A 25688-nucleotide genomic window follows, 5' to 3' on the forward strand; every position below is an offset into this window, starting at 1 on the left:
ATTATTATACCTTTAAATTGAGTCGTTAGAATATAGCTGATTTTTCCAAAATCAAAGTTAGTAATGGATGGAGTTGAAGTGATAAAAGTTGCACATGTTGTAGGCAGTTTAAAAATTGGTGGTGCAGAGCGTTTTGTTACTGATTTATGTGAAGTGCAGAAAAGCAATAAAAAATTTCCTGTAATAATTTCTTTAGGGCAGCCAGGTGAAGCATTAGAGCAAGAGTGTCATCAATTAAACACACCGGTATATAGTTATAATAATTCACTTATTGTTAAGTTGATAAAGGTTTTTTATCAACTACGAAAGTGCAATATTTTACATATTCATTCCCCACATGCATTAAAGTTTCTTCGCCCCATATTACCTTTTTTAAAAGCTAAAATTATATATACACGTCATGGGGCTTCGCCATTAGCTGGACCGGATTGGATAAAGTTACATAAAAAAGTAATGCCATTTATTAATGCAATTACTTTTGTATCACAAGAAGGGAAAGACAACTTTCAACAAACTCACCAGTGGCATAATGTACCAAGCTCTGTCATTGATAATGGGGTACTTATTCAACCAATAGTTAAAGATGAAGCAGCTAAAGCCGGGTTAAGAGTTGGGTCAGTTGGCCGTATGATCCCTTTAAAAAATCAAATTGCGTTATTACGAGCTGCGTATTTATTACCTTTGTCAGTACAAGAAAACCTCGAAATACATTATTTTGGTGATGGTGAGTGTCGGTCTATTTTAGAAAAATACAATAGCGAACAGAATTGGCCAGTGAAAGTGTTTTTTCATGGGATGGTTACTGACAGAAATGTTATTTATTCTAGCTTTGATGTACTAGCGGTAACGTCAGAAACCGAAGGTTTGTCTATGGTAATTATTGAAGCGATGGCAAATAAGATTCCGGTTGTTGCTACTAATGTTGGTGGTAACCCTAAGTTAGTTATTGATGATACAACCGGCTATTTATTTGATTACAACGATGATGAAAAACTAGCGGAACGCTTAATTGCTTTTGCTGAAAATTCTCAATTAACGAATAATCTTGGAGAACAAGCGTTTTCTTATATTCAAGAAAATTTCTCATTAGAAGCTACAGCCAAAAAGTATGCCGAACTTTATCAAGCGTAGGCTAACAACACTCACTTCGTTATATTTTTACTGTTTAGTTATAGCGGTTGTGGTTGTTTCAGTTTTACCTTGGTGGCCCTTTTATCAGTGGTTGATTATCCCTAAGTACTTATTATTATTTGGTCCTCGGTGGTGGTTAGCCATTGTTAGTTTATGTATTTTGGCTTTTTGGGCTTATTTAAGTAGAAGAAAGCGACTGTTATTGCCTGTACTGTTTATGGGGGTACTTAATTATTTAGATTTTCAATTACCCTCTCTTACTCAGTATTTTCAGCCCTCAATTGAAAATACGCAAACCATTAAAATTATTCAAGCGAACATTGGTGGCGGTGGATCTATTTATGAGATTCAATTACTGATACAAGATGAACAGCCTGATATTGTACTTTTGCAAGAAGCTAAAAAGATTGATTTTTCGAAGTGGCTTTCGCCAGAATATCGAACTAGTTGTAAAGGTGGGCTGTGTATTGTTAGTAAATTGGATTTTGAAGAACTTGGTGCGTTAAATAGGAAATTAATTCAAGGTTGGGGGAATTTTGCTATGCTGTATAAAATAAAGACAGCGCAAGGCGATTTTTCTTTAGCTAATATTCATATGGAAACGCCAAGAACAGTCATTATGAGTATTATACATGGTGTTTGGGCACAACCTAGCGCTACTAAATTAGATGGTGATAGGCAATATGAGGCGTTATTAATTTCGTCATGGCAACAAGCTCAAGATAACGCCATTATTGTAGGCGATTTTAACATGCTAGAAGATGAGAATATTTATCAAAAGTATTTTTCATCTATGAATAATGCCCTGGGCAGTGCAAGTGTTGGATTAAACTACACTAAGAAAACCTCATGGCACGGGGTTCGTATTGACCACCTTTTATTTTCTGATAATTTTACTTTGAAGGAATCAAGAGTTTTGAATTCTTTAACCGGTGATCATCAACCCATTACTTCTATATTAAGCTTTAAAAATGAAAATTAATCTTAATTCAATACTATTATTTATTAGTTTATTTGTATTTTCAGCTTTATTTACTGTAAGCGCTAATAATACGATATCTATCGATATTGCAAACGATGATGATGCGTCGTTATTAATGTTACCTATTCCTAATGAAGTGATATCCGTTCGTTCAAACTTGGCTGTTTACTATAAGGATATCCCTATTAATGCAACCTTTTACATGGCAGCAGAGTGGCCAAACTCTGAGTCGACAGTGTATGTTAGAACTTTACTAATTGATTCACCTGAACTTAAAGGTTTTTCAGGTAAATTATCGTTTGTGTGGTCAAATACTCGCACTGAAAATTCAAGAAGTGTTACACGTATTCTAGATAAAGACCTGAGGGTAGCATTGAGTTCAAAAACACGAACAGCGAACTTAGTTTACCCATCAAAACATTGGTTAAGACAAAGCTTATTATTACATCCTATGGATCAACGTTACGAAACTGATTGGTATGTATTACCGCAGGAAAAATATGCCCATTTTGTTACCAATAAAGAGGCTTTGTTAAAAAAAGGGTACCCACCTAAAAAAGCTGCTCAGTGGTTATATGATCGTCCACAAGCGTTATATCAATTATATATTATGACCGAAGATAAGCAGTGGCTTACTAAGGCTAATACGTTAGCTGATTTTTACCAAGAGCACCTTGATGAAGATGGCCAATTTACACTAAAAAATCGGTTTGACCCTAAATACTTAATGCCAGCAGGTTTAGCATTTCAATATTTACTTAATGCTGACGAGAGTGCTTTAAAGGCATTAACAAGTATGTTTCAGCTTTCGCTAGACTGGGATGAGAAATATAGTTTATCGCGTGGTTTTTGGACTGAACGTAATCAAGCGGCTGCATTGAATGTGGCGGTGAGATACTGGGAGCTAACACAAGATAAAGAAGCACTATTGAGAATTAATGACATTATTGATGCGACAGTTAAAATGACCTTTAATCCTGAAAGTAATTGGCCTATACGAGGGTGTCCGCAGCATAGCTTTAAATCACATGAAGGTTGGGGAGATGATACCGCGGCATGTTCTCCGTGGATGATGGCTTTATTAGGCGATGCATTATGGCATTACTATCGGTTAACGGGCGACGAAAAAGCATCGGCTTTACTTAATGCCTTTGGTGATTTTATTTTAAATAATGGTATTTATTATGGTGATAAACGCGTTAAGAATATCGTTATTCCTAAATATATTGTGTCGATGGAAAACCCAGAGCAAGAAGAATTAAATCAATGGTCAGATCCGCAACATGCTTGTGATGTGGCTGCTTTATTAGGTAAGTCGGTTTATATAAAAGAACTGAAAGGGCAGGATGCTTTTGTGGTAAAAGAGTTATTTCGTTCACTTGTGGAGCAATGTAAGGGTTCGTACCAAAGACTTAAAGCAGAAAAAACAGAGAAGAAGTTCTGGACGTTAATGCCGCCTCGTCGTTTTGCTTGGATGTATTCATCAACAAGCGATTTACCTTGGTTAGTTGATCGCTTGTTGAATTGATAAGCTTATTTATATTAGACACACAGGAACTGTGATAACAGCAATAAATTTACTCTTTGTGTTATCAGTTATGCGTTTCTATAAAGTTGTTAAGTTCATTGTTGCAATCACTTTCACACGCTAAATAAACCCAATGTAATTTAGTATCGTTAATATTTGCTAAAGCTTTTTTGATTCGGGCTATTTTTAACGCGCCTAAGCTGGTGTAAGTCACTTCATCAAGCTCATATTTAAATAATATAACGCCTGTACCCTGATGTGACTTGGTATAATTAATATTCCAACCTTTCGTTATTTCAGAACGAATGCGAAGATGATCTTTTGGCAGCATTTCGTTTGCATAATAACTAGGTTTGCCGTCGAGATTACTACCATCAAAATTGAATGTTTTATATGAACTACCGTTATTATCTAACGTTTTCTGGTCTACGCTTGAATAAAAATAAACAGTTGGGAATATCCCTGTCATTTGAACTATGTTTGTAGTTTCATTATTTTGCGTATTATTCAAAAATGATTTCATTGTGGTAGACGAGATAACCATGATGGCAAGCAATGTTAGTACTACTACTAGTTTAGGTTTAGTACTGGGTGTTACATTGTTGTTATTTTGAAATATATCAGTATCAATAAGTTTGTTGCCCCAAGCGAACAGCAATACCATGAATGGGATGTAAATGTACCAGCCAAAAGTATTGTGATCTTCCATCAAGCCACTTTCCATATTGGTGTATTCACCAATCATAATAAGTGCGGTTATTCTGATCCAGTTTGTTACTAGCGCACCTATAATAGCTACGGTAATAAACAGAGCTGCACGTTTTAAACTTTTTATATATAAGAAAACATACAGTGAACTGATAGCGATAGAAACAATAAAATAGCGTAATCCTGAGCAACCATCAGCTATTTCAAATACGCCAGCAGGAATCGTAACAAACTCAGCTTCAACAAATGTGGGTATTCCTGTGAAACTCATAATATAGGTTACAGCAATTACCGAAAGGTTTTGTAAGTAAGGTGTTAAAAGCCCCCAGAAAGGGAATATAAAAGCCATAAAAGCAACGGGAAATATAATTATCCAACTAAAATTGAATAATAATATTAGGCTTGATGTAGCAAGCGCTAAAATAGCCAGCCAATAGCCAATACTGATTTGAGCATCACTGGTTATAAATAACAGAAATGCGCTTGAAAGTACTAATAAAATAGAAACAGTAGATAATTTTTCTCTGAAGAGTAGCTTGCCACTGCGAGATAACTCAAAAAATAAGTAAAGAACGATAAATGGAATTAAGAAGGCATGTGAGTATGTACCGTCATCAAAACTGTGGCGCTCTAATGTTTCCATAATAGGATAATTTAGCAGGCTTAATACTGTAAATAACACTAGGATGCTCAAAAAAGGGAGCAGCGATTTATTTTGTGAACTTGTATTTTTCTTCATTGATGGATTATTCATTGAGTTATGTATTGTATCGTCCTTAGTTTCATTAAAATAATATTTATAATTCACGACTTTATTATATAGGTAGTCCATTTTGTCGTGTTTATTTAATGATGCCCTGATATAGTTGAGGTTACTTTATCAATAGTTAATATAACTTACCAATAGTTTTATTTTGATTATTAAGCCTGTTACTAAGTTCTGCCTTTATGACTTTTAGCATTTATGAGACCATTTTTTTAAGCACAATTATTAAGCACAATTATTAAGCACAGTATTCGAAATTATCGGGAGTATCCGATAGTCTTAAAACCGTGACTAGGTATACACAAATGTATACTTAATTCATTTTGTTCGAAAATAAACAATTCACACAGAATTATAAATTTTTATGATGTTTTACAATAAAAATATTTTAGCTGATTTACCTAATAAAGAGTGATGGAGTACTAATGAAATTTAAAATTCAAAAAATTACCATAGCAATTTCTCTACTGATAACTTTAGGCGCTTGTACGCCAAACAGTACACAAGAAGAACAAATTGCTGAAGCAAAATCATATTTACAACAAGACAAGCCTAAGTCTGCGGTAATACTACTTAAAAAGGCGATTGTACAATCTCCTAAAGCAGCACTACCTCGTTTTTTATTAGGTAGTAGCTATTTACAAATAGGCAGTGTTGTTTCAGCTGAAAAAGAGTTGTTATTATCACTTGATTTAGGTTTTGATGTTAATTTAGTTGCCCCTCTTGTTTTTAGGTCACTGCTAGCGCAACAAAAGTATGAAGATATTGTCTTGTTTGCAAAAGAGTGGGATATCACTGACAAGGAAGCTCAAGGAATTGTTTGGGCATATGAAGTGATTGCTCTGATTGGGCAGGAGGAATTATCAGAAGCTAAGCGCATATTAGATAAAGTGAACTCTACGTTACCTAATGAGACCATAGTGCAAGTAAGTAATGCATATTACCAAGCAGCAACAAATAACATCGCAAGTGCTCTATCTACTGTTAACCAAGTCTTGCTTGAGCAACCAGACTCTCTTGAAGCAATAGATCTAAAAGGTAATTTATCTCTATTTACAAAGGATAACGAGGGAGCTATTTCTGCTTACAAGCGTTATTTAAATTACATTCCTATAAATTATCAGGTTCAAATCAAATTAGCTAAGGCATATATACAAGGTGGTAATTTTGATGAAGCTGAAAAAATAGTAGACGCTTTATTTAATATTGCCCCAGAAAATGCACTTTTACATCAGATTAAAGGATTATCGCTTTATGCTAAAGAAGATATATCACTTGCTAAATACCATATAGAAAAAGCGATACAAAATGGTATGAGAAATCGCTCTAATCAGTTAATTGCAGGTGTGATTTATTTTAGAGAAAAAAATTATGAACAAGCATACTATTACCTTAATGCAATAAGGGATACTTTAGAAAATGGCCACTCAGCGAAAAAAATTCTTGCCATTACAGAGTTAGCGCTAGGTTATAATACTAATGCAGGGCAAACCTTATCAGAATTAGAAATAATGACAGCAGAAGATGAAAAGCTGCTGACTGAAGCTAGTCTGGTTTTATCTAGTCGAGGTGATCGTCAAGCAGCTAAGAACTCTATTAGTCAACTTGATAGTGTTGATATGCATGATCCCGACAGTATTTTAAAACTAGGTGCAATAAAGCTATATCTTGATGATGTGGAAGGTCTTATTGATATAGAAAAAGTTGTTGCTTCTTCTCCTGAAGATTTAAACCCTAAGGTAGTACTTTTTACTGCTTACCTTGAAGCGAATGATTTTTCTAAAGCTTTAGCTATTGCTGAATCCTTAAAAAAAGATATTAAAAGCCAACTCATTGGGTTTAATTTAGCAGCTCTTGTACATATTAAAAAAAATGAAATCGAAAAAGCGAAAGATAACTATACAAGTGCTTTGGATATTGATGTAAACAACATTAATTCATTAGTTTTTTTTGCGAGCCAAGCATGGAGTAGTAGTGATTTTAATTTAGCTAAAGGCTATGTTGAACGTATTCTTAAAGAGCGGCCTATGCATATCTTCGCATTAAAAATGAATTTAAGCATTGATATAGCAAGTAATGAGGTTAACGAAAGCCTAACCAAAATAAAAAATGCTTATAAAGCGCAACCTGAGATGCCGTATCGCTTATTGTTAGTGGACTCTCTATTTAAACTTCAAAAATTTAACGAAATTATTCCACTATTAAATGATGCTGATGTAGCTCTAGATGAAAATACTAATAATCAAGTTTGGGTTTATTTGATTCGAAGCTATCAATTAACAAATGAAATAGAAAAAGCCATTGATGTTGCTAATAAATGGTCGTTAATAAAACCAGAAGAGCAGTTGTCTTGGTTGTATGCTATAGATTTACTAGATAACCAGCAAAAATTAGCTGAGGCACTTTCTAAAACTGAATCAGCGTTGTTAATACACCCGCAAAGTGCACGCTTAAAAGTATTGTATAGCTACTTTTTATTACATAGTAAGCAAATAGAGAAAGCAAAAGATACGTTTAATAGCTTAATAGTAGAAGCTAGAACTCTACCTTTAGGTTTGTATTTACAGGGTAACTTTTTGGCGGTAGAAGGAAGCTATCAAGAAGCTTTAAATACTTTAACTGCTAGTTATAAAGCAAGTAATAGAGCTAAAACGGCGCATTTAATTTATTTTATCTTACAAAAACTCAATCAAACAGCGCAAGCACATGAGTTTTTAGAGCAACATTTAGTACGTTTCCCTAAAGATATAGCGACACGCCTTATTTTAGCTGATAACTATATGGAGACTTCGCGTGATAAAGCTATTAATCATTATCTTTATTTAGCAAATAATAATGTCGCTTCAGCAACAGTGTTAAATAACCTTGCTTGGTTACAATTAACAAAAGGAGAATACGAGAAAGCAAAAGAGAATATAGAAAAGGCTCTTGAGTTGAACCCTAATAGCGTCAGTGTGTTAGATACAGCAGCAGAAATTAATCTTAAATTGAATAAAAAAGTAGTCGCTAAAGATTATTGGAACAAAGCTTTATTATTAGATTTAGATAATTCAAAAATAAAAGCTAAGCTTGAAGCCATTTCTAATTAATGTGGTGTTTCAAAATGGACAAGATGAAGTTAATAGTAAGGTGAATTAAAGTGTCAGTTAATTTTACAACTAAAGGAAATGTAAATGACGACAACTTAAAAAGTCATTTTAAAACATGATGTTGCAATGTTGGCACGCTTGGTGCTTATATACTTAACATAGAATTGAACTTCACTATTTACATATAAGACAAGGAATTAAAAATGAAAAAATTACTTTTAGCTTCGGCTTTAGCGTTAACAACTACTGTTGCAGTAGCAGACCCTATCTTTTTGGATGTAGGACTGGATTTTGGTGGAAATGGTAACGTTGCAACTACTTCAAGTTCTACAGGTTGGATTGACCAGTTAACATATATTTACCAATCTGATACTACTGTAGTTGATGTAGATGGTAGCTTTAGTGGTACTGCTGCAAGTTTACTTACTGACGGTGATAGCATTGTAACTAACGGTGGTTTTATCAATGGCGATTTGAACAGCCTGAGTACTAACCTAATTACAGGACTTAACCCACAACAAACAACGTTTGGTGGTCCTAGTGATAATGGTTATGGTGGTGACTGGGGTTTAACATTCCAAATCACAAACCTAATGGGTACTGTTGCTGGTGGCACTAATCAATATCTTGATTATACTTCAGGTGCTATTAGCATTTATTATTATCAAGCAGGTATGACTGCAACTACTGATTTCATTGAGTTATTTACTATTAATGTAACAAATTCAGGATTGACTGCTTCAGGTTCTTTTGTAGGTGGTAATGTTACTAACTACGGTACTGACCTTGTAAACGGTGTTGTTGCTGGTGATGTATTTAATAACCTATTTGGTGGCTTTAAAGAATATTCAGAAGATCAAGTATCTCCTGATTTCGCGGTTAATTCTTTACTTGATTATAATACTGAAGATGTGAAGAGTGCAGATTTTCTTGGTACAGATTTAGAAGGTAATAATATCTTTAGGGTTGAAGGACAGCATGATGGTTCAATTGTTTTTAATGTTCCAGAGCCTGCTTCAATTGCAATATTAGGTTTAGGTTTATTAGGTTTAGCTGGCGCACGTCGTCGTAAATCTTAATTAAATATTAGCCTCGGCTAAAATAAAAAAAACCGCCTCTTGGCGGTTTTTTTATTTCTATTTTTTAGTTTGTAAATGATAGTTTAGAATATTATGTATTAGCGGGCAGAATGAGTGTCGTTTAATCATTTGAGGTGATTTCGCTTATGATTAATTGTTACCCTTTAATAGTTGTTTTACTCGCCAGAACATATATTTTTGAATTGGGTTTTTGTTACCCCAAGGTCGCCATGTTTTTATTAGCTTGTTTCTATAGGCATCGAAATGTAATCCATGTGGGGCATGTATAACTTCACCACGCTTTAGAATGATTTTTAAAACATTAGTGCACAATGTGCCAGCGGCTAATGAAATCCCCATACATGTTGAGGGTACTTTTTTATTAAGGAAGTTTACAGAAGACCTATCAACTAGGTAATGTCTTTGTTGAACAGAAGGAGAAACACCAATAACAAAACGAATGATATTGTCATTAAATATCAGATCTTTTTCGTTATCACTTGCATCTTGAGTGGGGTCTACAATAGCAAAGTACTCATCGAAAGACATTTTTCCGGGCATAAAAACTAGAAAAGCAGTACCCATACCCATTGGTGCTGCTGTTATTGTAGGAATGCCTTTTTCATAACAACGCCTAAATACTTTACGGCGAATTTCTAAACAAAAAATATCTAGGCTATCAACATAAATATCCACACCGTCTAGAAAATCTTCTAAATTATTTTCGTCAATTCCACTGTCAAAGTTTTTTACATAGGCTTCAGGATTAATACCTTTTATAGTCTCTTCCATTACCGCTGCTTTAGCTTTGCCTAACGTAGACATATTAGCGCCTGCTTGACGGTTGAAATTGGCAACATCGTAGTCATCAAGATCTGAAATATGAAAATTACCAATACCTAGTCTAGAAAGTACAATAGTATGATCTCCGCCTACGCCTCCCAAACCACCAATGGCAACTTTTGTATTTCTTAATATTTGTTGTTCTTGTTGAGTAACCCAACCGATATTTCGAGAAAATGCTTCCTCATAATTAAACATTTAATACCCCTTGATAAAAAGACTAGTTAGCTGAAATAGATGGAAAAAGTATAGTGTTAAAATTGATTTAATTCATGTAAAAATCAATATAGACATTAAGTTTATAGTAGTTTATTCCTAATAAGCGGTTAAAACACTAATATATTTTTCAAAAGCTATTATTATGTTCTATTACTGCACTTTTGATATTAAGCACTTTTTTGTATGGAAGATACATGACTCAAGTAAAAACGCCTTCATTGGCTATTTCACCTATTATTATGTGTGGTGGTAGTGGAACTCGCTTATGGCCTCTATCGCGCGCGCAGTTTCCTAAACAATTTTTAGCATTGATAAATGATACTAGTCTGTTGCAAGACACCTTGGCGCGTTTACCAATAAAACACCAGGCACCTGTTTTTATTTGTAATGAAGATCATCGGTTTTTAGTCGCAGAACAGGTTAAACAAGTTAAGTGTTCCGGCGCAACTATTCTACTGGAGCCTGAAGGAAAGAATACAGCACCAGCAGTTGCTATCGCAGCTTTAAATGCTCTGGAAAATGATGATGATGCGCTCTTACTTGTTTTAGCTGCAGATCATGTGATTAAAGATTTAGAAAAATTTCATCAAGCTATTGATATCGCAAGTGTTGCCGCAGCACGAGGAAAATTGGTTACTTTTGGTGTTGTGCCTACACATGCTGAAACAGGGTACGGTTATATTAAGCAAGGTAATAAAAAAGGCGATGGTACCTATCAAGTTGCTAAATTTGTTGAAAAACCTAATATTGATACAGCACAAAGCTATGTAGAGTCTGGTGATTATTTATGGAATAGCGGTATGTTTTTGTTTAAAGCAAGCCGTTATCTAGAAGAGTTAGCAAAGTTTAGACCCGATATCTTAGTTGCTTGCCAAGAAGCCATGGGTAAAGTGGCAGCTGATTTAGATTTTATTCGTCCAGACCGAGATGCTTTTTTACAATGTGACAACGTTTCGATTGACTATGCTGTGATGGAAAAAACTGACGATGCTGTGGTAGTGCCTTTAGATGCCGGTTGGAGTGATATTGGTTCATATTCTGCACTTTGGGAAATCGGTCAGCAAGATTTACAACATAATGTGTTAAAAGGAGATGTTATTGCCCACGATACCCGTAATAGTTATTTACACAGTCAAAATAAACTTATTGCTACTTTAGGTGTGGATAATTTAGTTGTTATTGATACGCCTGATGCTGTACTCGTTGCCGATAAAAATAAAGTCCAGAATGTGGAGGGTATAGTAAATGAGTTAAAAGCTTTGCAGCGACCCGAGACAAAATTGCACCGAGAAGTTTATCGCCCATGGGGGAAGTATGACCTTGTTGATCAAGGTGAACGCTTTCAGGTAAAACGTATTACGGTTAATCCTGGCGCTAAACTGTCGGTACAAACGCATCAGCATAGAGCTGAACACTGGGTTATCGTCTCAGGCATAGCAAAAGTGACATTGAATGGTGAGATTACTATTTTAAAAGAAAATCAATCCACTTATATCCCTATTGGTGCTGTTCATGCGCTAGAGAACCCAGGATTACTGCCTTTGGAAATGATAGAGGTACAGTCGGGAAGTTATTTAGGAGAGGACGATATTGTTCGTTTTGAAGATAAATATGGGCGTGTAAAAGAGTGAGCGACCTAACGTGTTTTAAAGCTTACGATATTCGAGGGAAGGTTGGCGAAGAATTAAATACAGAGATTGCCTATCGTATTGGACAGGCTTTTGCTCAATATACTAGGGCAAAGAAAGTGGTCATAGGTGCTGATATCCGTTTAACGAGCGAATCATTGAAGTTAGCACTTGCCAACGGTTTAATGGACGGTGGTAGTGATGTTATTGATCTAGGTTTGTCTGGGACCGAGCATATTTACTTTGCGACAAGTTATCTAGAGTGTGAGGGCGGCATTGTTGTTACTGCTAGCCATAATCCTATCGACTACAATGGCATGAAGCTAGTTCGAGAAAACTCTAAAGCTATCAGTGGTGATACTGGCCTTTTAGATATTAAGGCATTGGCTGAGCAGAACGAGTTTACTCACGTTGAGCGAAAAGGAATATATGCTACTTATGATATCAGTCAGCCCTATACTGAGCATTTGTTAACTTATATTAATGCTAAAAATTTTTCTTTATTACATTCTAAATCAGGTAAACCATTAAAATTAGTGGTTAATGCTGGTAATGGCACAGCAGGCCCGACAATAGATGCAATTGAGATCGCCTTTAAACAGTTAAGCGTACCTGTTGAGTTTATTAAAGTGCATCATCAGCCTGATGGTAACTTTCCAAACGGTATTCCAAACCCTTTATTAGTAGAAAATAGATCGGTTACTCAAAAGGCGGTAGTAGAGCACAGTGCTGATATGGGGATTGCTTGGGATGGCGATTTTGATCGTTGTTTTTTCTTTGACGAGCAAGGGCGGTTTATTGAGGGATATTATATTGTTGGTTTGTTAGCGGAATATTTTTTAGCGAAAACTGCTAAAAATAATAATAGTCAGGTAAATTCATCACCACAAAAAATAATTCATGATCCTCGGTTAACATGGAATACCATTGATATCGTTGCACGAGCTGGCGGTCAAGCTATTCAAAATAAAACAGGACATGCATTTATAAAAGAGCGTATGCGTAGTGAAGATGCTATTTATGGGGGAGAGATGAGTGCTCACCACTATTTTAGAGACTTTTTCTATTGCGATAGCGGTATGATTCCTTGGCTATTAATTGCTGAATTAATGTGCTTACGTCAAGAGCCTTTATCCAATTTAGTTCAAGCACGTATTAAAGCCTATCCCTCTTCAGGTGAAATTAATAGCCGCGTTGTCGATGCTCAAAAAGCGATTACTCGTGTACTTAACTTTTATCAAAATGATGCTCAGTTGATAGATAATACAGATGGTATTAGTATGGAGTTTAGTTATTGGCGTTTTAACTTACGTAGCAGTAATACTGAGCCAGTCGTTAGGCTAAATGTTGAATCGAAAGGTAATATAGAATTAATGAATGAGAAAACTCAAGAAGTGTTGATGTTGTTACGACAATAAATGTCATATCAGTGTGAGATATTAAGGGGAGTGAAGCATATATTTTGTTGAATTACCTCCTACATGGTGAATTGATTTCATCTAGGGTATATTTAATTGTGTCAGTGAGTTTTTATTAGGGATTATTTCATATCTCGAAAAAGGAAAGTTAAATGAAATTTTTAAAATCAATGGTTTGTGCAAGTATTGTTATTGCACTATCAGCGTGTGGCGATAATGAAACGGCACAAACTTATATCAGCAAAGCAGAAAGTTTAATTGCTGAAAAACAGAATAATACAGCGATTATTTCTTTAAAAAATGCCATTAAAATTGACGCCAAAAATGCAAAAGCACGATTTTTGTTAGGGCAACTTTATTTAAATGATGGTGATGCTGAAAATGCAGCGAAAGAATTAAATCGTGCTAACCAGTTAAAATTTAGTATAGATAAAGTACTTCCACTTCTAGCTCGCGCTTATATGTTGATGGAATATGATGAAGATATTTTGTCATTAACCGAACAGGAAAAACTATTATCGACTCCTAGTACTCAATACCTTGCATATAAAACAATGGCAGCCTTACGTACAAATGATAAAGCGCTAGCACAAGAAACGGTTGATGCTGCATTAGCTCTTTCAGGTAGTGATGGCTACAGTATGCTAGCAAGTGCATATTTAGCCTTTTCTAAGCAAGATATTCCTCATGCCAGTACATTGGTTGAACGTATTATTACCGCAACACCTAATAATGTTGATGCCTTAATGTTACAAGGACAAATAGCGATAGCAGATCAAAACTTTGCTTTAGCGGTTGATAGTTTTAAGCAATATTTTCAGTTGCAGCCTAGTTCAGGCAAAGTGCAATTATTCATTGCTGATGCTTTATTGAAAAATGGTCAGCTTGACGAAGCGGAAGAAATTGCTGATGCAATATTGGCTACCGTACCGACACAGCCGTTTTTACAGTACATTAAAGCAGTGACACGTTTTGAAAATAAAGATTATAAAACGGCAAGTGAGTATGCTAATCAATCTTTAAGCTCAGGTTTTAATACTTTTAGATTAAAGTTAGTAGCAGGCGCAAGTGCGTTTTATTTGAAAAACTATGAACAAAGTAATTTTCATTTAAAAGATATTGTTGAATACCTTCCTATTGATAATCCAGCTAGAAGAATGCTTGCTATTAGTCAACTACAGCTAGGTTTCATTGATGATATTAGTGAAACTTTAACCGGTTATGATCCATCGAAGCAAGATAACGCCCAATTTTTGTCAACGTTAAGTTATGAGCTATTGGAAGTGGGTGCTATTGATGAAGCACAAAAAATGGCTGAACAAGCAGCTAGTGTAAATGACATGACCGCCGAGCAAACAGCAAGATCTGGCGTGTTGAAGTTAATGATGAACGACCCGTCAGGTATTGAAACATTAGAATTAGCTTTACAGCAAAGTCCTGAATTAGTATCAGCAGAGCTGGCCTTAGCGTTCGCATCTATTAAGTTAGGTGACTTGCCAAGGGCTAGTAAAATAGCTGATAAATGGCTAAAAGAATACCCAGAAAAAGCGAGTGGTTATAATTTACAAGCAAATATTTTCTTTAAGAAGAATGAATTAGAGCAAGGTAAGGCCGCATTAGCAAAAAGTTTAGAAGTTGAACCTAATAATGTCTTCGCATTAACACAAATGGTACAACTTGCCAGTCATCAAAAAGATACAGAACAAGCCACATTGTTAACTGAGCAAGCGCTAAAAGCCCATCCAAACAATATTGAAATACTACGTCAATATTTAGCATTTCATCAAAATGAGCAAGGTTTAAGCGTTATTAGGCAGGCACAAGAGCGTAATACAGATGATGTTCAATATGGCATACTTTTATCAGAAGCATTAATACGAGTAGAAGAGTTTAAACAGGCTAGTGCTATTTTAGATGGTTATGAGTTAACGCCTAAAACGCCTAAACGTTATTGGCAGTTGTTACTTGCTGCAAATGCGAGACAAACTGAAGGCAGTGATATTTTCTTAATATTGGAAAAATGGCATAAAACCAATGCTTATCATATTGAGCCTGTATTGTTATTAGCCGATTATTGGATTAAAAAAAGGTCTCCTGATAGAGCACTAAGTGTTTTACAAGATGCTTTTCAAAAGCATTCTCAGAATTTAATTCTTCATTTGGTAAAAATGCAAGTATTGCTAGATAACAAGCGTGTGGACGATGCTAAATCATTTTTCGAAACGTTTGATAAATTTGATCTCAATAAAGATTTACGTGCTGGTATCGAAGGACGAATTTTCTTACTCGACAAAAAATTTGCCTCGGCGGTACCTAAGTTACAGCAGTTTTATCAAATAAAACCTACTAGTAATAACGCAACACACCTTGCTTTTGCATTAGAAGGGAATAATCAAAAATCAGAAGCGATAGCGTTACTTGAACAGCACATAGCTAAAGAGGGGGTAGACGCTAAAATCAACCCCAATGTGAGCTTAAATTTAGCGAATATGTATTTAGCGGAGCATCAAGATAAAGCTATTAGTGAATATGAACGACTTATTACAGCTTCACCGAATAATATTGTGGCATTGAATAACTTGTCATGGCTTTATATGGATAAAAAGGAATTTTCTCAAGCCTTAAAATACGCTAAGCAAGCCTATAATATTACGAATGAAATACCGAATGTCGTTGATACGTATGCTCAAGTTTTATTGAGATCAGGTAATAAAATTGAAGCTTTAACTAAAGCTCAAGAAGCCTACGAATTAGCGAAGGGTGAGGATGTTGATATAGCGTTAAACTTTGCCGAAGCTTTAATAGCCAATAATAAAAATGCAGAGGCTAAATTTGTGTTAGCGGGAGTTACAGCGGTAACGGCTGCTCAAAAAGAGAAAAAGCAGAGCTTGTTAAAATAATAAATATACGGGTATAAGTTGAATGAAAAAAGGAGCAATATATTGCTCCTTTCTTTTTTATATACTTACCTAACAGTATGAGTTTTTATATCAAGTTGATTAAAAACTATAAATGAGACCTACTCTGTCTCAATAAACTTAACAAAGATGTAGGAAAAATAGTCGTGCTATTCAATGTTAATCACGCCAAACTTAGTTTGTTTAGCTGACCACTAATATCATGCTCTATCGATTTGTATAAATGTTGAAAACCAGGTGATAAGTTTTCAAGAAAAATGTCAGGGCTAATATAATACGGTGCTCTTAAACCATGATATTGAATAGGCTCACCTAATTGTTGAAATTTTATGCCAACAAATTTCATGCTGCGAGCAAGCCTTGGCTCCATCATAACATATACATGTTTAACGCCGGTATCAATTGCCATGGTTGCCGCTGCCATATATAAACCTATAGCGATAAAAGGGAAGCAACGTAATTCTACTTCAGAGTATGTTGTTTCTTGAATTGCACCTGTAGCAGAGCCTTTAAATTGATCTGTTTTACGACGTCTAAAATCAGATTTTACTGCTAATCGTGAAATTTCAGCAATTTCAGAGCGATTAAAATTGCTTGGGTGCAGTGCTTCATTTGTAATGGAGTCGAGGCAAAATTTTTCTATAGGTAAAAGTTGCTCTGGTTGCTGAATATTGACTAAACGAACACAGCTAGTGTATGTATTTGAAGGTTTGTGCTTAATCAAAGAAAAAATAGATTGTTCATCAAATTCATCTTTTTCTTGTCCACCTTCCTTTATATCTTCAAAAGCTAATTCTTCACAGTAAACATTGTGACGTATTTTAAATGCTTCTTCTTTTAATGTGTTATTAATGGCAACTTGGGGTTCTAAAAACTGAGTGAAATGTTCAGCAATATTATAGGCATCACGACTGACCTTAATTGAGGCGATTTTTTTTGTGATATCACCAATAATAGGTGTATTTAGTAGGCGTTTATTCCAATTCATTTTATTTCCAAGTTATCATGCTAATACCAATATTAACATTAATGTATTTGTGTGCCATTCTGAATTCCTTATCATACTAAAATATAATTTAATATTGAGGCACTTGCATCACTATACTTTAACCAATATAAACAAATAATTAGTGAATGTTAACTAAATAAATATTAATTTATTAATAAAGGTCGTATTAAATTTTGTTATGGGGGCATAACAACATTATAGCTTAACAGTACTTTGTTCTAGTGTTATTGGACGATAAATAGAGTATAGACTAATTTATCAGAATGATGATTTTACTTAGTTAATAATTCACAACAGGCATATATTAATTTGTCTACTTGGATGAAAAGTGCCTTTTTATAGTCGCGATTATTACTGTCATCCTAGTATTTATAATGTTGATACTTTTAATTATGGTTGTTAAATAAAAAATTGCGTAGAGTAGAGCAATGAAGTTATTCAATTAGGGCTCATCATGTTTAAATTTTTTTTTATTGTATTACTGCTAGTTACTTTAGCGCCATTAGGAGAGGCAAAAGCAGAATTTGTTGAGGTAGTTGCCAAGGTTAAACCTTCTGTCGTTGGTATTGGTATTCATACGCCAACCAGTAGACCACAAAATATTTTACGCGGAACAGGTTTTGTGATTGGCGACGGACATTATATTGTAACTAACGCTCATGTTTTACCAACGGAATTAGATGAAAGCTTATTGCAAAAAATGGCAGTTTTTATTGGCTCAGGTAAAAAAGCAAAAGTTAGACAGGCTGAAATTATTGTAACTTCTGAACTATATGATTTAGCTATTTTGAAGTTATCAGGCTCAGCTTTACCTGCTATGACGTTGGCTGATGAAAAATTCCGTGGTGATGGCACTTATGTCGCTTTTACTGGTTTTCCTATTGGTACGGTTTTAGGTTTATACCCAGTAACTCATCGCGGCATGATTGCTAGCACAACACCAACGGTTGTTCCGGCACAAGCCGCAGAGCAAATTAATTTAAAAATGCTTAAACGGATGCGGAACCCTTATTTGGCGTATCAACTTGATGCAACGGCTTACCCTGGTAATAGTGGTAGCGCTATGTACGATATGAAAACAGGTAAAGTCTTAGGTGTTATAAATAAAGTATTTGTGCAAACAACAAAAGAAGCTGTGATAAGTCACCCTAGTGGTATTACTTATGCCATTCCGGTTAAATATTTACATCAAATACTAAGAGAAAATAATATTAAACTGTAAGAATAAAGAGTGAATTATCATTCATTACTGGCAACTTTAGTTGCGCTGTTTTCTATTGTTTTATATAAGGCAGATAACGGTACTAGCTCAATATTATCTTTTGCTAGCGTAGGGATTAAACGTTTTAGCGCTTGAATGGTTTCAGGATGTGGGTGAGCTATAGCTATGGCAGTCTTTTGTGACTTTGCATAACGAACCAAAGACTGAAACTGTTGGGTAATATACTTGTCTGTTAAGTGATTATCGAGAAAAACATGCCTATTTCGTATAGGTACACCAATTAATTTTGCAATACTTCCTGCTTTTGAATCTGGACTTGTTTTACTGTCTAAAAAAAGTAGATGATGTTGCTTTAAAAAATTCATTGTCCAAGTCATCGGTTTATTTAATTGCGTTAAGTGACTGCCCATATGATTGTTGATACCAATCGCAAAAGGTATTTCGGCTAAAGAATCACTTAAACTTGCTAAGATTTCTGCTTCATTCATGGTGCTAGTAAGTCCGCCGGGACCTAATTTTTTACCATTTTCAGCTTCCATTGGGATATGTAGCATTACATCATTCTTTTTTTCGTTGGCTATAGTTGCTATTTTTTTCCCATAAGGTGTATGGGGTAAAATAGCGTAAGTAATAGCGCCAGGTAATGATAAAACGTCTTTGTCGGTATAACGATAACCAATATCATCGATAACAATAGCAACGCGTACAGATTCAGCTTGTGTTGATTTTGTGTATAAGGTACTGAAAAAAAACAGAATAACAACTGGGGTTAATTTCGAAACAACTGAAATCATCTAATAAATTTTTATAATAGTAGGGGTTTTAAAAGAGTAACATTTGACTGTGTTTTTTAGTAGTAACTTTTATGATTCTAGCCAATATATCACTGTAAACACAGTTTATCGGCACCACAATTTAGGATTAACAGCTTTGCCTTGATGACGAATTTCAAAATAGAGTCCTGGGCGATCTTGACCACCACTTTGTCCAACAAGTGCAATAGGTTCGCCGGTTTCTACACGATCTCCAATCGATTTTAACAACGTTTGATTATGCGCGTATAAACTCATATAGCCATTGCCGTGGTCTATAACCGTTAATAAACCATAACCCTTTAACCAGTCAGAAAATATCACCGTGCCGTCATATATTGTTTGTACTTGGTTGCCGATAGATGCCCCAAGTAAAACACCTTTCCATTTTAAGTAACCTTGTTTTTTGCTACCAAAACTGCGAAGTAATCTACCTTTGACCGGCCACGATAATTTATTTTTAAGTTTACTTAATCCGTTTAAATCAATTTCGGCACGAATAATCTCGGTGAGTTTTTTTAAAGCAGCAGCCAAATTAGCTTCATCAGTTTTTAACTTTGCCAGTTGTTGCTTACTTGATAATAACTCTTTGCCTAACGATTCTATGGTTTTACTACGATTATTTTTACTTTTATTTAAGGTGATTCTTTGATCTTGTTGATTTTTTTTAATGACTTGTAGTTTTTCTATTTGTGTCTGATGTTGTGAGGTAACCTGAACTAATTGCGCTATAGTCGCTTGAAAATTTTCAATTTCCTTAATACGCGCCTTATTCATATATTGATAATAGGTTACTGTACGTTGAATTTTTTCACTTTGTTGTTGGTTTAATAGTAGCTTTAAATAATCATGCTGCCCAGTGGTATAAGCTGAGCGTAGTTGTTTGGCGAGAAGTTCCTCTTGTGCTATTTTTTGTGACGTTAATTGCTTTTTATCTTCGCTTAATGAGGATATTTTTTCTTGAGTACTATTTAACGACTGTTCAGTTTCATTAATTGCTTTAGCGACTTTCGCGATGGCTAAATCATCGCTTTTTAACTGTCTTTCTAGAGTTTCTCTTGCTTTGTTGGTGTTAAATATATTTGATTCTTGCTTGGCAATGGCTTTTTGAACGTCGCTGAGTTGGGCATTATTACGTTGTTTGGCTTTTTCATTGTTATTTTCATTGGCGATACAATGAATAGGTGTTAGTAAACAGCTCATTAGAATTAAGCTGCTTACTATCTTTAGGACGTATGAAGTGATTATGCGCATCAATAAGTTATTATCTTTTGTAGGTTGGGCTTTAGCCCGACATGTTAAATGAAAATAACAGAATAAATGTTGTTCTGCATTATCAACTTAATTGACGGCTGGAATTAGCCTACAGTTTGCCCCATTAATCTAATTGCATCAATACCGAACCTGTCATTTCTTCAGGTTGCTCCATTGCCATTAAGTGCAATAGGGTTGGTGAAATATCACTTAATGCACCTGTGCTTGCCGGTGTCGCTTTTCTACCAACATAAATTAGTGGTACAGGTTCACAAGTATGTGCGGTATGAGCTTGACCTGATTTTTCATCTAGCATTTGCTCTGCGTTACCATGGTCAGCCGTAATTAAACATTCACCGTCAGTACTTTTCAAGGCTGCAACAACACGCCCTATACAGGTATCAACAGCTTCACAAGCTTTAACTGCGGCATCAAAATCACCTGTGTGTCCAACCATGTCACCATTAGGGTAGTTACACACTATAAAATCATACTCATGGCTTTCAATTGCGGCGACTAATTTATCGGTGAGTAAGGTTGAGTTCATTTCAGGTTGTAAATCATATGTAGCAACATCAGGAGAAGGAACTAGAATACGTTTTTCACCGTCGAATTCATCTTCTTGGCCACCACTAAAAAAGAAAGTTACGTGGGCATATTTTTCAGTTTCTGAAATACGTAGTTGAGTTTTGTTATGCTTAGCAAGCCATTCACCCATCACGTTATTCAGTGGTGTTGGCGCAAAAGCACAGCTGGCTTTAATATCAGCAGAATATTGCGTTAACATAACAAAATCACTAATAGCCGGTACTTTTTTACGGGCGAAGCCATCAAAATCGCTTTCGGTAAAGCAGCGGCTAAATTGGCGAGCACGATCGGCTCTGAAATTCATAAAAATTAACGCGTCACCATCATTAACTTCAATGGTTTCACCTTGTTCGTTTACAATAGCGCTAGCACTAACAAATTCATCATTTTCATCACGCTGGTATGCAGCCTCTAGAGCAGACAATGCATCTTGGTATTGATACTTACCTATACCTGAAACCATCACATCGTATGCGGCTTCTACACGCTCCCAACGTTGATCTCTGTCCATAGCATAGTAACGGCCAATAACAGATGCTATTTGTCCTTCGCCAGTAGTGTTAGCAAAAAGTTGCTCAAATTTTTGTTGTGCTTTTTCTAATGAGCCTTTTGCACTGCGTGGTGGTGTATCTCGACCATCAAGAAATGCATGCAAATAAACTTTTGTCGCGCCACGTTCTTTGGCTAGTTCCATCATGGCAAAAATATGATCTTCATGACTATGAACACCACCTGGCGATAATAAACCGAATATGTGCACGGCTTTCTCTTGTTTAACTGCTTTATCTACTGCTTGGCATAATGCTGGCGTTTGTGAGAATTCACCATCTGCTATTGATTTGGTGATGCGCGTAAAGTCTTGATAAACAATTCGGCCAGCGCCTAAATTTACATGACCTACTTCAGAGTTGCCCATTTGACCATCAGGTAAACCAACCGCCATACCAGATGTTTGTATTAGCATGTTGGGATAGTCGTTTTTCAGTTTGTCTAATACAGGGGTATTAGCTGCTTGTATAGCATTGGAGTCACTTTTTTCGCGATATCCCCAACCATCTAAAATAATTAACGCAGTTGTTTTTTTTGCCGATGCTTCTTTGTTAGACGCTTCTTTGTTAGACATAATTACTGGCCTTGTATTAGTGCTTATACAAACTATATTAATTTAACTCTGAAGAGAGAATAAATTTAATAGAATTGGTATTTAAATTTAATTGTTTACATTGTACACATTCATTTCTATTTAATTAAGCAAGAAATGATTCATTAGTGGTTACTAAAGCTAAGAACTAAACTCGCAATTCCAAGCAGCTTGGGTATAATGTCTCGATTTTTTTATTTATTAAAATCAAAGTCATTACTTTTACTATTCACTAATAGAGTCCCCGATTTATGGAACAATTTATTACTTTTGCCAGCAATAACGGCTTGTTAAGTGCGGTTTGGGTTGCGATTGTTGTTATGATTATCGTAATAACAATTAAAATTCAGTTATCACCGATTAAACAAATCAGTACACAAGAATTAACCTTTTTAATGAATAGAGAGCAAGGTGTTGCACTTGATATTCGTAAAGAAAAAGAATTTAACACGAGCCATATTTTAGATGCGATAAATTTATCAAACGATAAAATCACTAAAAATGGCTTTGTTAGCCTTGAAAAACACAAAGAAAATCCCATCATAGTTGTATGCAGTGCTGGTCTTGTTGCTTCAAAAGTGGCAATCGATTTACATAAAGCGGGTTTTTCTCGCGTTAGTATATTAAAAGGCGGCATGGGAGCTTGGATAGGCGCAGGCTTACCTTTAACTAAAAAGTAAGTTGAAAATTACCTTTTAAAGTGGCTTGTAAATAATTGAGTTATACAGTTGTGAGTTTCTCTTAGCTGTACTTGATTAATTACTATCAACTCAGAATTATGGAAAAACTATGGCAAAAGTAGAAATTTACACTAAAGCGTACTGTCCTTTTTGTTCTCATGCTATTGCGTTGCTTGAGAAAAAATTAACGACTTACCCATCGCTAGAAGTAGAAGAAATTAGTATTGATGGTGATATGGCATTACGTGAAAAAATGATCGCACGCAGTAAGGGTGCTTATACCGTACCACAAATATTTATTGATGATGTTCATGTCGGTGGTTGTGATCAACTAGTCGCTTTAGACAGAAATAATCAGCTTGATGAATTACTTGCAAATAGCTAGTAACAAATTATCAAAAGCTTAAAACTAAACAAATATTAAATTTATAAAAAATACAGGAAAATTCCCATGAGTGATGAAAATCAAAGCCCAGCAGGCGAAGCAGCACCAGCACAACCACAATTTGCTATTCAACGTGTTTACACTAAAGATGTTTCATTTGAAACACCAAACTCTCCTGCTATCTTTCAAAAAGAATGGAAGCCTGAAATTAAGTTAGATTTAGACACTCGCTCTAATAAATTAGCTGACGATACATATGAAGTTATTTTAGCGGTAACGGTAACGGCAACGGTTGAAGGTCAAACTGCCTTTTTAGCTGAAGTACAGCAAGCGGGTATTTTTACTATTGGTAACTTACCTGAAGCACAATTGGCACATACTATTGGCGCATTTTGTCCAACAACGTTATTTCCATATGCGCGTGAAGCAGTAGCAAGCTTAGTTAACCGTGGTTCATTCCCACAATTTAACTTATCGCCAGTGAACTTCGAAGCATTATTTGCGTCTTATGTACAACAACGTGCAGCTGAAGCAAAAGTTAATGCTCCAGAAAGCGTAGAAACGCATTAGTCTTAGATCGACTTTAGTTCTACAAAGTAATTTTATCACCCTTATATAAAAGGTATTTATGACAGTTTCAGCTAAAATCACAGTGTTAGGTGCGGGCTCTTATGGCACGGCGCTAGCTATTTGTTTGGCTAGAAATGGGCATAAGACACTTTTATGGGGTCGTGATGCTAATCAAGTTAATGACATGGTTAGTGCGCGAGAAAATACTAAGTATTTAGCGGGTTGCCCATTTCCTGATAGCTTACAACCTATTAGTGATTTGGCTGCCGCGGTAAGTGCTAGTGATAATATTTTAGTAGTAGTGCCAAGTCATGCTTTTGGCGATATGCTTAAAAGCATTCAGCCAATGCTGAAGCCAGGTGCAAAAATCGCTTGGGCAACCAAAGGTTTAGATCCTCAGTCGGGTGATCTACTGCAAACTGTAGCGAATCGAATTTTAGGTGATAGTGTTGCTTTAGCAGTACTGTCTGGGCCTACATTCGCTAAAGAAATGGCAATAGGTTTACCAACGGCCATCTCTTTATCTTCTACCGATGAAAACTTCGCGCTAGAATTATCAGACTTATTACATTGTGAAAAATGCTTCCGTGTTTATCCAAATAAAGATTTTATTGGTATTCAATTAGGCGGCGCAGTGAAGAATGTTGTTGCTATTGGCGCAGGTATTGCTGATGGTATTGGCTTTGGGGCAAATGCTCGTACAGCTTTGATTACCCGTGGATTAGCTGAAATGACACGTTTAGGCGCCGCATTAGGTGCAGATCCTGCAACGTTTATGGGGATGGCTGGTTTAGGCGACTTAGTCTTAACTTGTACCGATAATCAATCACGTAATCGTCGTTTTGGTTTAGCGTTAGGACAAGGCGCTTGTGTTGAACAAGCTATGGCTGATATTGGGCAAGTCGTTGAAGGCTATCGCAATACTAAAGAAGTCTTTACCTTAGCTAAGCGCATGAATGTTGAAATGCCTATCGTAGAGCAAGTATATGAAGTGTTGTATCAAGGCAAAGAAGCAAAACTTGCTGCAGCTGACCTATTGTCTCGCGATCAAAAACAAGAATAACCCCACCTTTTTATAACCTTTCCTTTTACTATCGTTATTTCGTTGGTATTTTGACACGGAATCTTTCGAGTTATGCAATAAAGTGATTGAGTTCCTGAATCAAGTTCAGGATTACGAGGCTAGATAGGGTGAAAAGGCTAGGTAACATGACGAAGCCCGGTAGCATGATAGTTTTAGACTAGGATTACACTGCGTTCACAAAGCCTAACTGACGCCATGCATCGTAAACGATGACGGCTGCAGCGTTTGATAAATTCATACTACGGCTTTCTTTTAACATCGGAATTCTAATTTTGTGCTCATCAGGGATTTGTGCACGTACTTCTTCAGGTAAGCCCGCAGTTTCAGAGCCAAATAGTAAGTAATCACCTTCTGTAAAGGTAACATCACCATAAAAATTATCTGTTTTGGTTGTAATCGCAAGTATGCGCTTTGGTTGTTCACGCTCAACAAAATCCTTGAAGCTTTTATGTCGTTGCAGCGCTGCAAACTCATGATAATCAAGTCCTGCACGGCGTAGTTTTTTATCTTCCAAATCAAAACCCAATGGTTCAATTAGGTGTAAACGGAATCCTGAATTAGCACATAAACGAATTATATTGCCAGTATTAGGTGGGATTTGTGGTTGGAAAAGAACAACATCTAACATAATGAT

The 25688-nt window shown here is 35.6% G+C and carries 20 protein-coding genes; 13 read left to right on the forward strand and 7 right to left on the reverse strand.

The window, feature by feature from the left end; all coding sequences use genetic code 11:
- Positions 1-78 precede the first annotated feature (78 nt).
- From GQS55_RS00625 to GQS55_RS00635, 3 genes are read left to right on the forward strand one after another with little or no spacing between them, the layout of a single operon-like run.
- Positions 79-1131, forward strand: coding sequence for a glycosyltransferase family 4 protein (locus GQS55_RS00625; RefSeq protein ID WP_159816973.1), 1053 nt, complete (start codon positions 79-81; stop codon positions 1129-1131).
- Positions 1109-2113, forward strand: coding sequence for an endonuclease/exonuclease/phosphatase family protein (locus GQS55_RS00630; RefSeq protein WP_159816975.1), 1005 nt, complete (start codon positions 1109-1111; stop codon positions 2111-2113). The genes GQS55_RS00625 and GQS55_RS00630 overlap by 23 nt, the downstream gene beginning before the upstream one ends.
- A complete protein-coding gene (locus GQS55_RS00635) occupies positions 2103-3641 on the forward strand; it encodes a hypothetical protein (protein ID WP_159816977.1) in 1539 nt (512 codons plus the stop codon). Before GQS55_RS00630 ends, GQS55_RS00635 begins: the two co-directional genes overlap by 11 nt.
- A gap of 64 nt (positions 3642-3705) precedes the next feature.
- Here the strand turns inward: GQS55_RS00635 and xrt are convergent, their stop codons facing one another.
- On the reverse strand, positions 3706-5031 hold the full coding sequence (xrt, locus tag GQS55_RS00640) for an exosortase (RefSeq protein ID WP_159816979.1): 1326 nt from the start codon (positions 5029-5031) through the stop codon (positions 3706-3708).
- 509 nt (positions 5032-5540) lie between these two features.
- Between xrt and prsT (GQS55_RS00645) the strand changes: the two genes are divergently transcribed.
- Complete coding sequence (gene prsT, locus GQS55_RS00645; protein ID WP_159816981.1) at positions 5541-8204, forward strand: XrtA/PEP-CTERM system TPR-repeat protein PrsT; 2664 nt, start codon at positions 5541-5543, stop codon at positions 8202-8204.
- 203 nt (positions 8205-8407) lie between these two features.
- Positions 8408-9283, forward strand: a complete 876-nt coding sequence (locus GQS55_RS00650; protein ID WP_159816983.1) for a PEP-CTERM sorting domain-containing protein — start codon at positions 8408-8410, stop codon at positions 9281-9283.
- A gap of 150 nt (positions 9284-9433) precedes the next feature.
- Here GQS55_RS00650 and GQS55_RS00655 read toward each other — a convergent pair whose 3' ends face one another.
- Positions 9434-10324 (reverse strand): ThiF family adenylyltransferase, encoded by an 891-nt coding sequence (locus GQS55_RS00655; RefSeq protein ID WP_159816985.1) that lies wholly within the window; start codon positions 10322-10324, stop codon positions 9434-9436.
- Positions 10325-10539: 215 nt separating this feature from the next.
- Here GQS55_RS00655 and GQS55_RS00660 point away from each other — a divergent pair, with 215 nt between their 5' ends.
- From GQS55_RS00660 to prsT (GQS55_RS00670), 3 genes are all read left to right on the forward strand, one after another.
- Entirely contained in the window at positions 10540-11976 is a 1437-nt protein-coding gene (locus tag GQS55_RS00660) for a mannose-1-phosphate guanylyltransferase/mannose-6-phosphate isomerase (protein WP_236559710.1), read from the forward strand.
- Entirely contained in the window at positions 11973-13391 is a 1419-nt protein-coding gene (locus GQS55_RS00665) for a phosphomannomutase CpsG (RefSeq protein ID WP_159816987.1), read from the forward strand. Before GQS55_RS00660 ends, GQS55_RS00665 begins: the two co-directional genes overlap by 4 nt.
- Before the next feature lie 152 nt (positions 13392-13543).
- Positions 13544-16291, forward strand: a complete 2748-nt coding sequence (prsT, locus tag GQS55_RS00670; RefSeq protein WP_159816989.1) for an XrtA/PEP-CTERM system TPR-repeat protein PrsT — start codon at positions 13544-13546, stop codon at positions 16289-16291.
- 181 nt (positions 16292-16472) lie between these two features.
- On the opposite strand, the gene GQS55_RS00675 is transcribed toward prsT (GQS55_RS00670), so the two are convergent.
- Complete coding sequence (locus tag GQS55_RS00675; RefSeq protein WP_159816991.1) at positions 16473-17297, reverse strand: PEP-CTERM/exosortase system-associated acyltransferase; 825 nt, start codon at positions 17295-17297, stop codon at positions 16473-16475.
- Between the two features lie 475 nt (positions 17298-17772).
- On the opposite strand from GQS55_RS00675, the gene GQS55_RS00680 reads away from it, so the two are divergent.
- A complete protein-coding gene (locus GQS55_RS00680; protein WP_159816993.1) occupies positions 17773-18540 on the forward strand; it encodes a S1 family peptidase in 768 nt (255 codons plus the stop codon).
- Between the two features lie 17 nt (positions 18541-18557).
- On the opposite strand, the gene GQS55_RS00685 is transcribed toward GQS55_RS00680, so the two are convergent.
- From GQS55_RS00685 to gpmI, 3 genes are all read right to left on the reverse strand, one after another.
- Positions 18558-19334 carry a divergent polysaccharide deacetylase family protein gene (locus tag GQS55_RS00685; protein WP_159816995.1) on the reverse strand — a complete coding sequence of 259 codons (777 nt, stop codon included), beginning with the start codon at positions 19332-19334 and terminating at the stop codon, positions 18558-18560.
- Positions 19335-19439: 105 nt separating this feature from the next.
- Positions 19440-20555, reverse strand: a complete 1116-nt coding sequence (locus tag GQS55_RS00690; RefSeq protein WP_236559711.1) for a murein hydrolase activator EnvC family protein — start codon at positions 20553-20555, stop codon at positions 19440-19442.
- 175 nt (positions 20556-20730) lie between these two features.
- A complete protein-coding gene (gene gpmI, locus GQS55_RS00695; RefSeq protein WP_159816997.1) occupies positions 20731-22317 on the reverse strand; it encodes a 2,3-bisphosphoglycerate-independent phosphoglycerate mutase in 1587 nt (528 codons plus the stop codon).
- A 269-nt stretch (positions 22318-22586) separates the two neighbouring features.
- Between gpmI and GQS55_RS00700 the strand changes: the two genes are divergently transcribed.
- From GQS55_RS00700 to gpsA, 4 genes are all read left to right on the forward strand, one after another.
- Complete coding sequence (locus GQS55_RS00700) at positions 22587-23015, forward strand: rhodanese-like domain-containing protein (protein ID WP_159816999.1); 429 nt, start codon at positions 22587-22589, stop codon at positions 23013-23015.
- 109 nt (positions 23016-23124) lie between these two features.
- The gene (grxC, locus tag GQS55_RS00705; protein ID WP_159817001.1) at positions 23125-23400 is read left to right on the forward strand and encodes a glutaredoxin 3; all 276 of its coding nucleotides are present in this window, start codon (positions 23125-23127) and stop codon (positions 23398-23400) included.
- 66 nt (positions 23401-23466) lie between these two features.
- A complete protein-coding gene (secB, locus tag GQS55_RS00710; protein WP_159817003.1) occupies positions 23467-23970 on the forward strand; it encodes a protein-export chaperone SecB in 504 nt (167 codons plus the stop codon).
- A 58-nt stretch (positions 23971-24028) separates the two neighbouring features.
- Entirely contained in the window at positions 24029-25033 is a 1005-nt protein-coding gene (gene gpsA, locus GQS55_RS00715) for an NAD(P)H-dependent glycerol-3-phosphate dehydrogenase (RefSeq protein WP_159817005.1), read from the forward strand.
- Between the two features lie 184 nt (positions 25034-25217).
- Here gpsA and trmL read toward each other — a convergent pair whose 3' ends face one another.
- Positions 25218-25682 carry a tRNA (uridine(34)/cytosine(34)/5-carboxymethylaminomethyluridine(34)-2'-O)-methyltransferase TrmL gene (trmL, locus tag GQS55_RS00720; RefSeq protein ID WP_159817007.1) on the reverse strand — a complete coding sequence of 155 codons (465 nt, stop codon included), beginning with the start codon at positions 25680-25682 and terminating at the stop codon, positions 25218-25220.
- Between the last annotated feature and the right edge of the window lie 6 nt (positions 25683-25688).

The organism is Colwellia sp. 20A7 (assembly GCF_009832865.1).
GTDB lineage: Bacteria > Pseudomonadota > Gammaproteobacteria > Enterobacterales > Alteromonadaceae > Colwellia.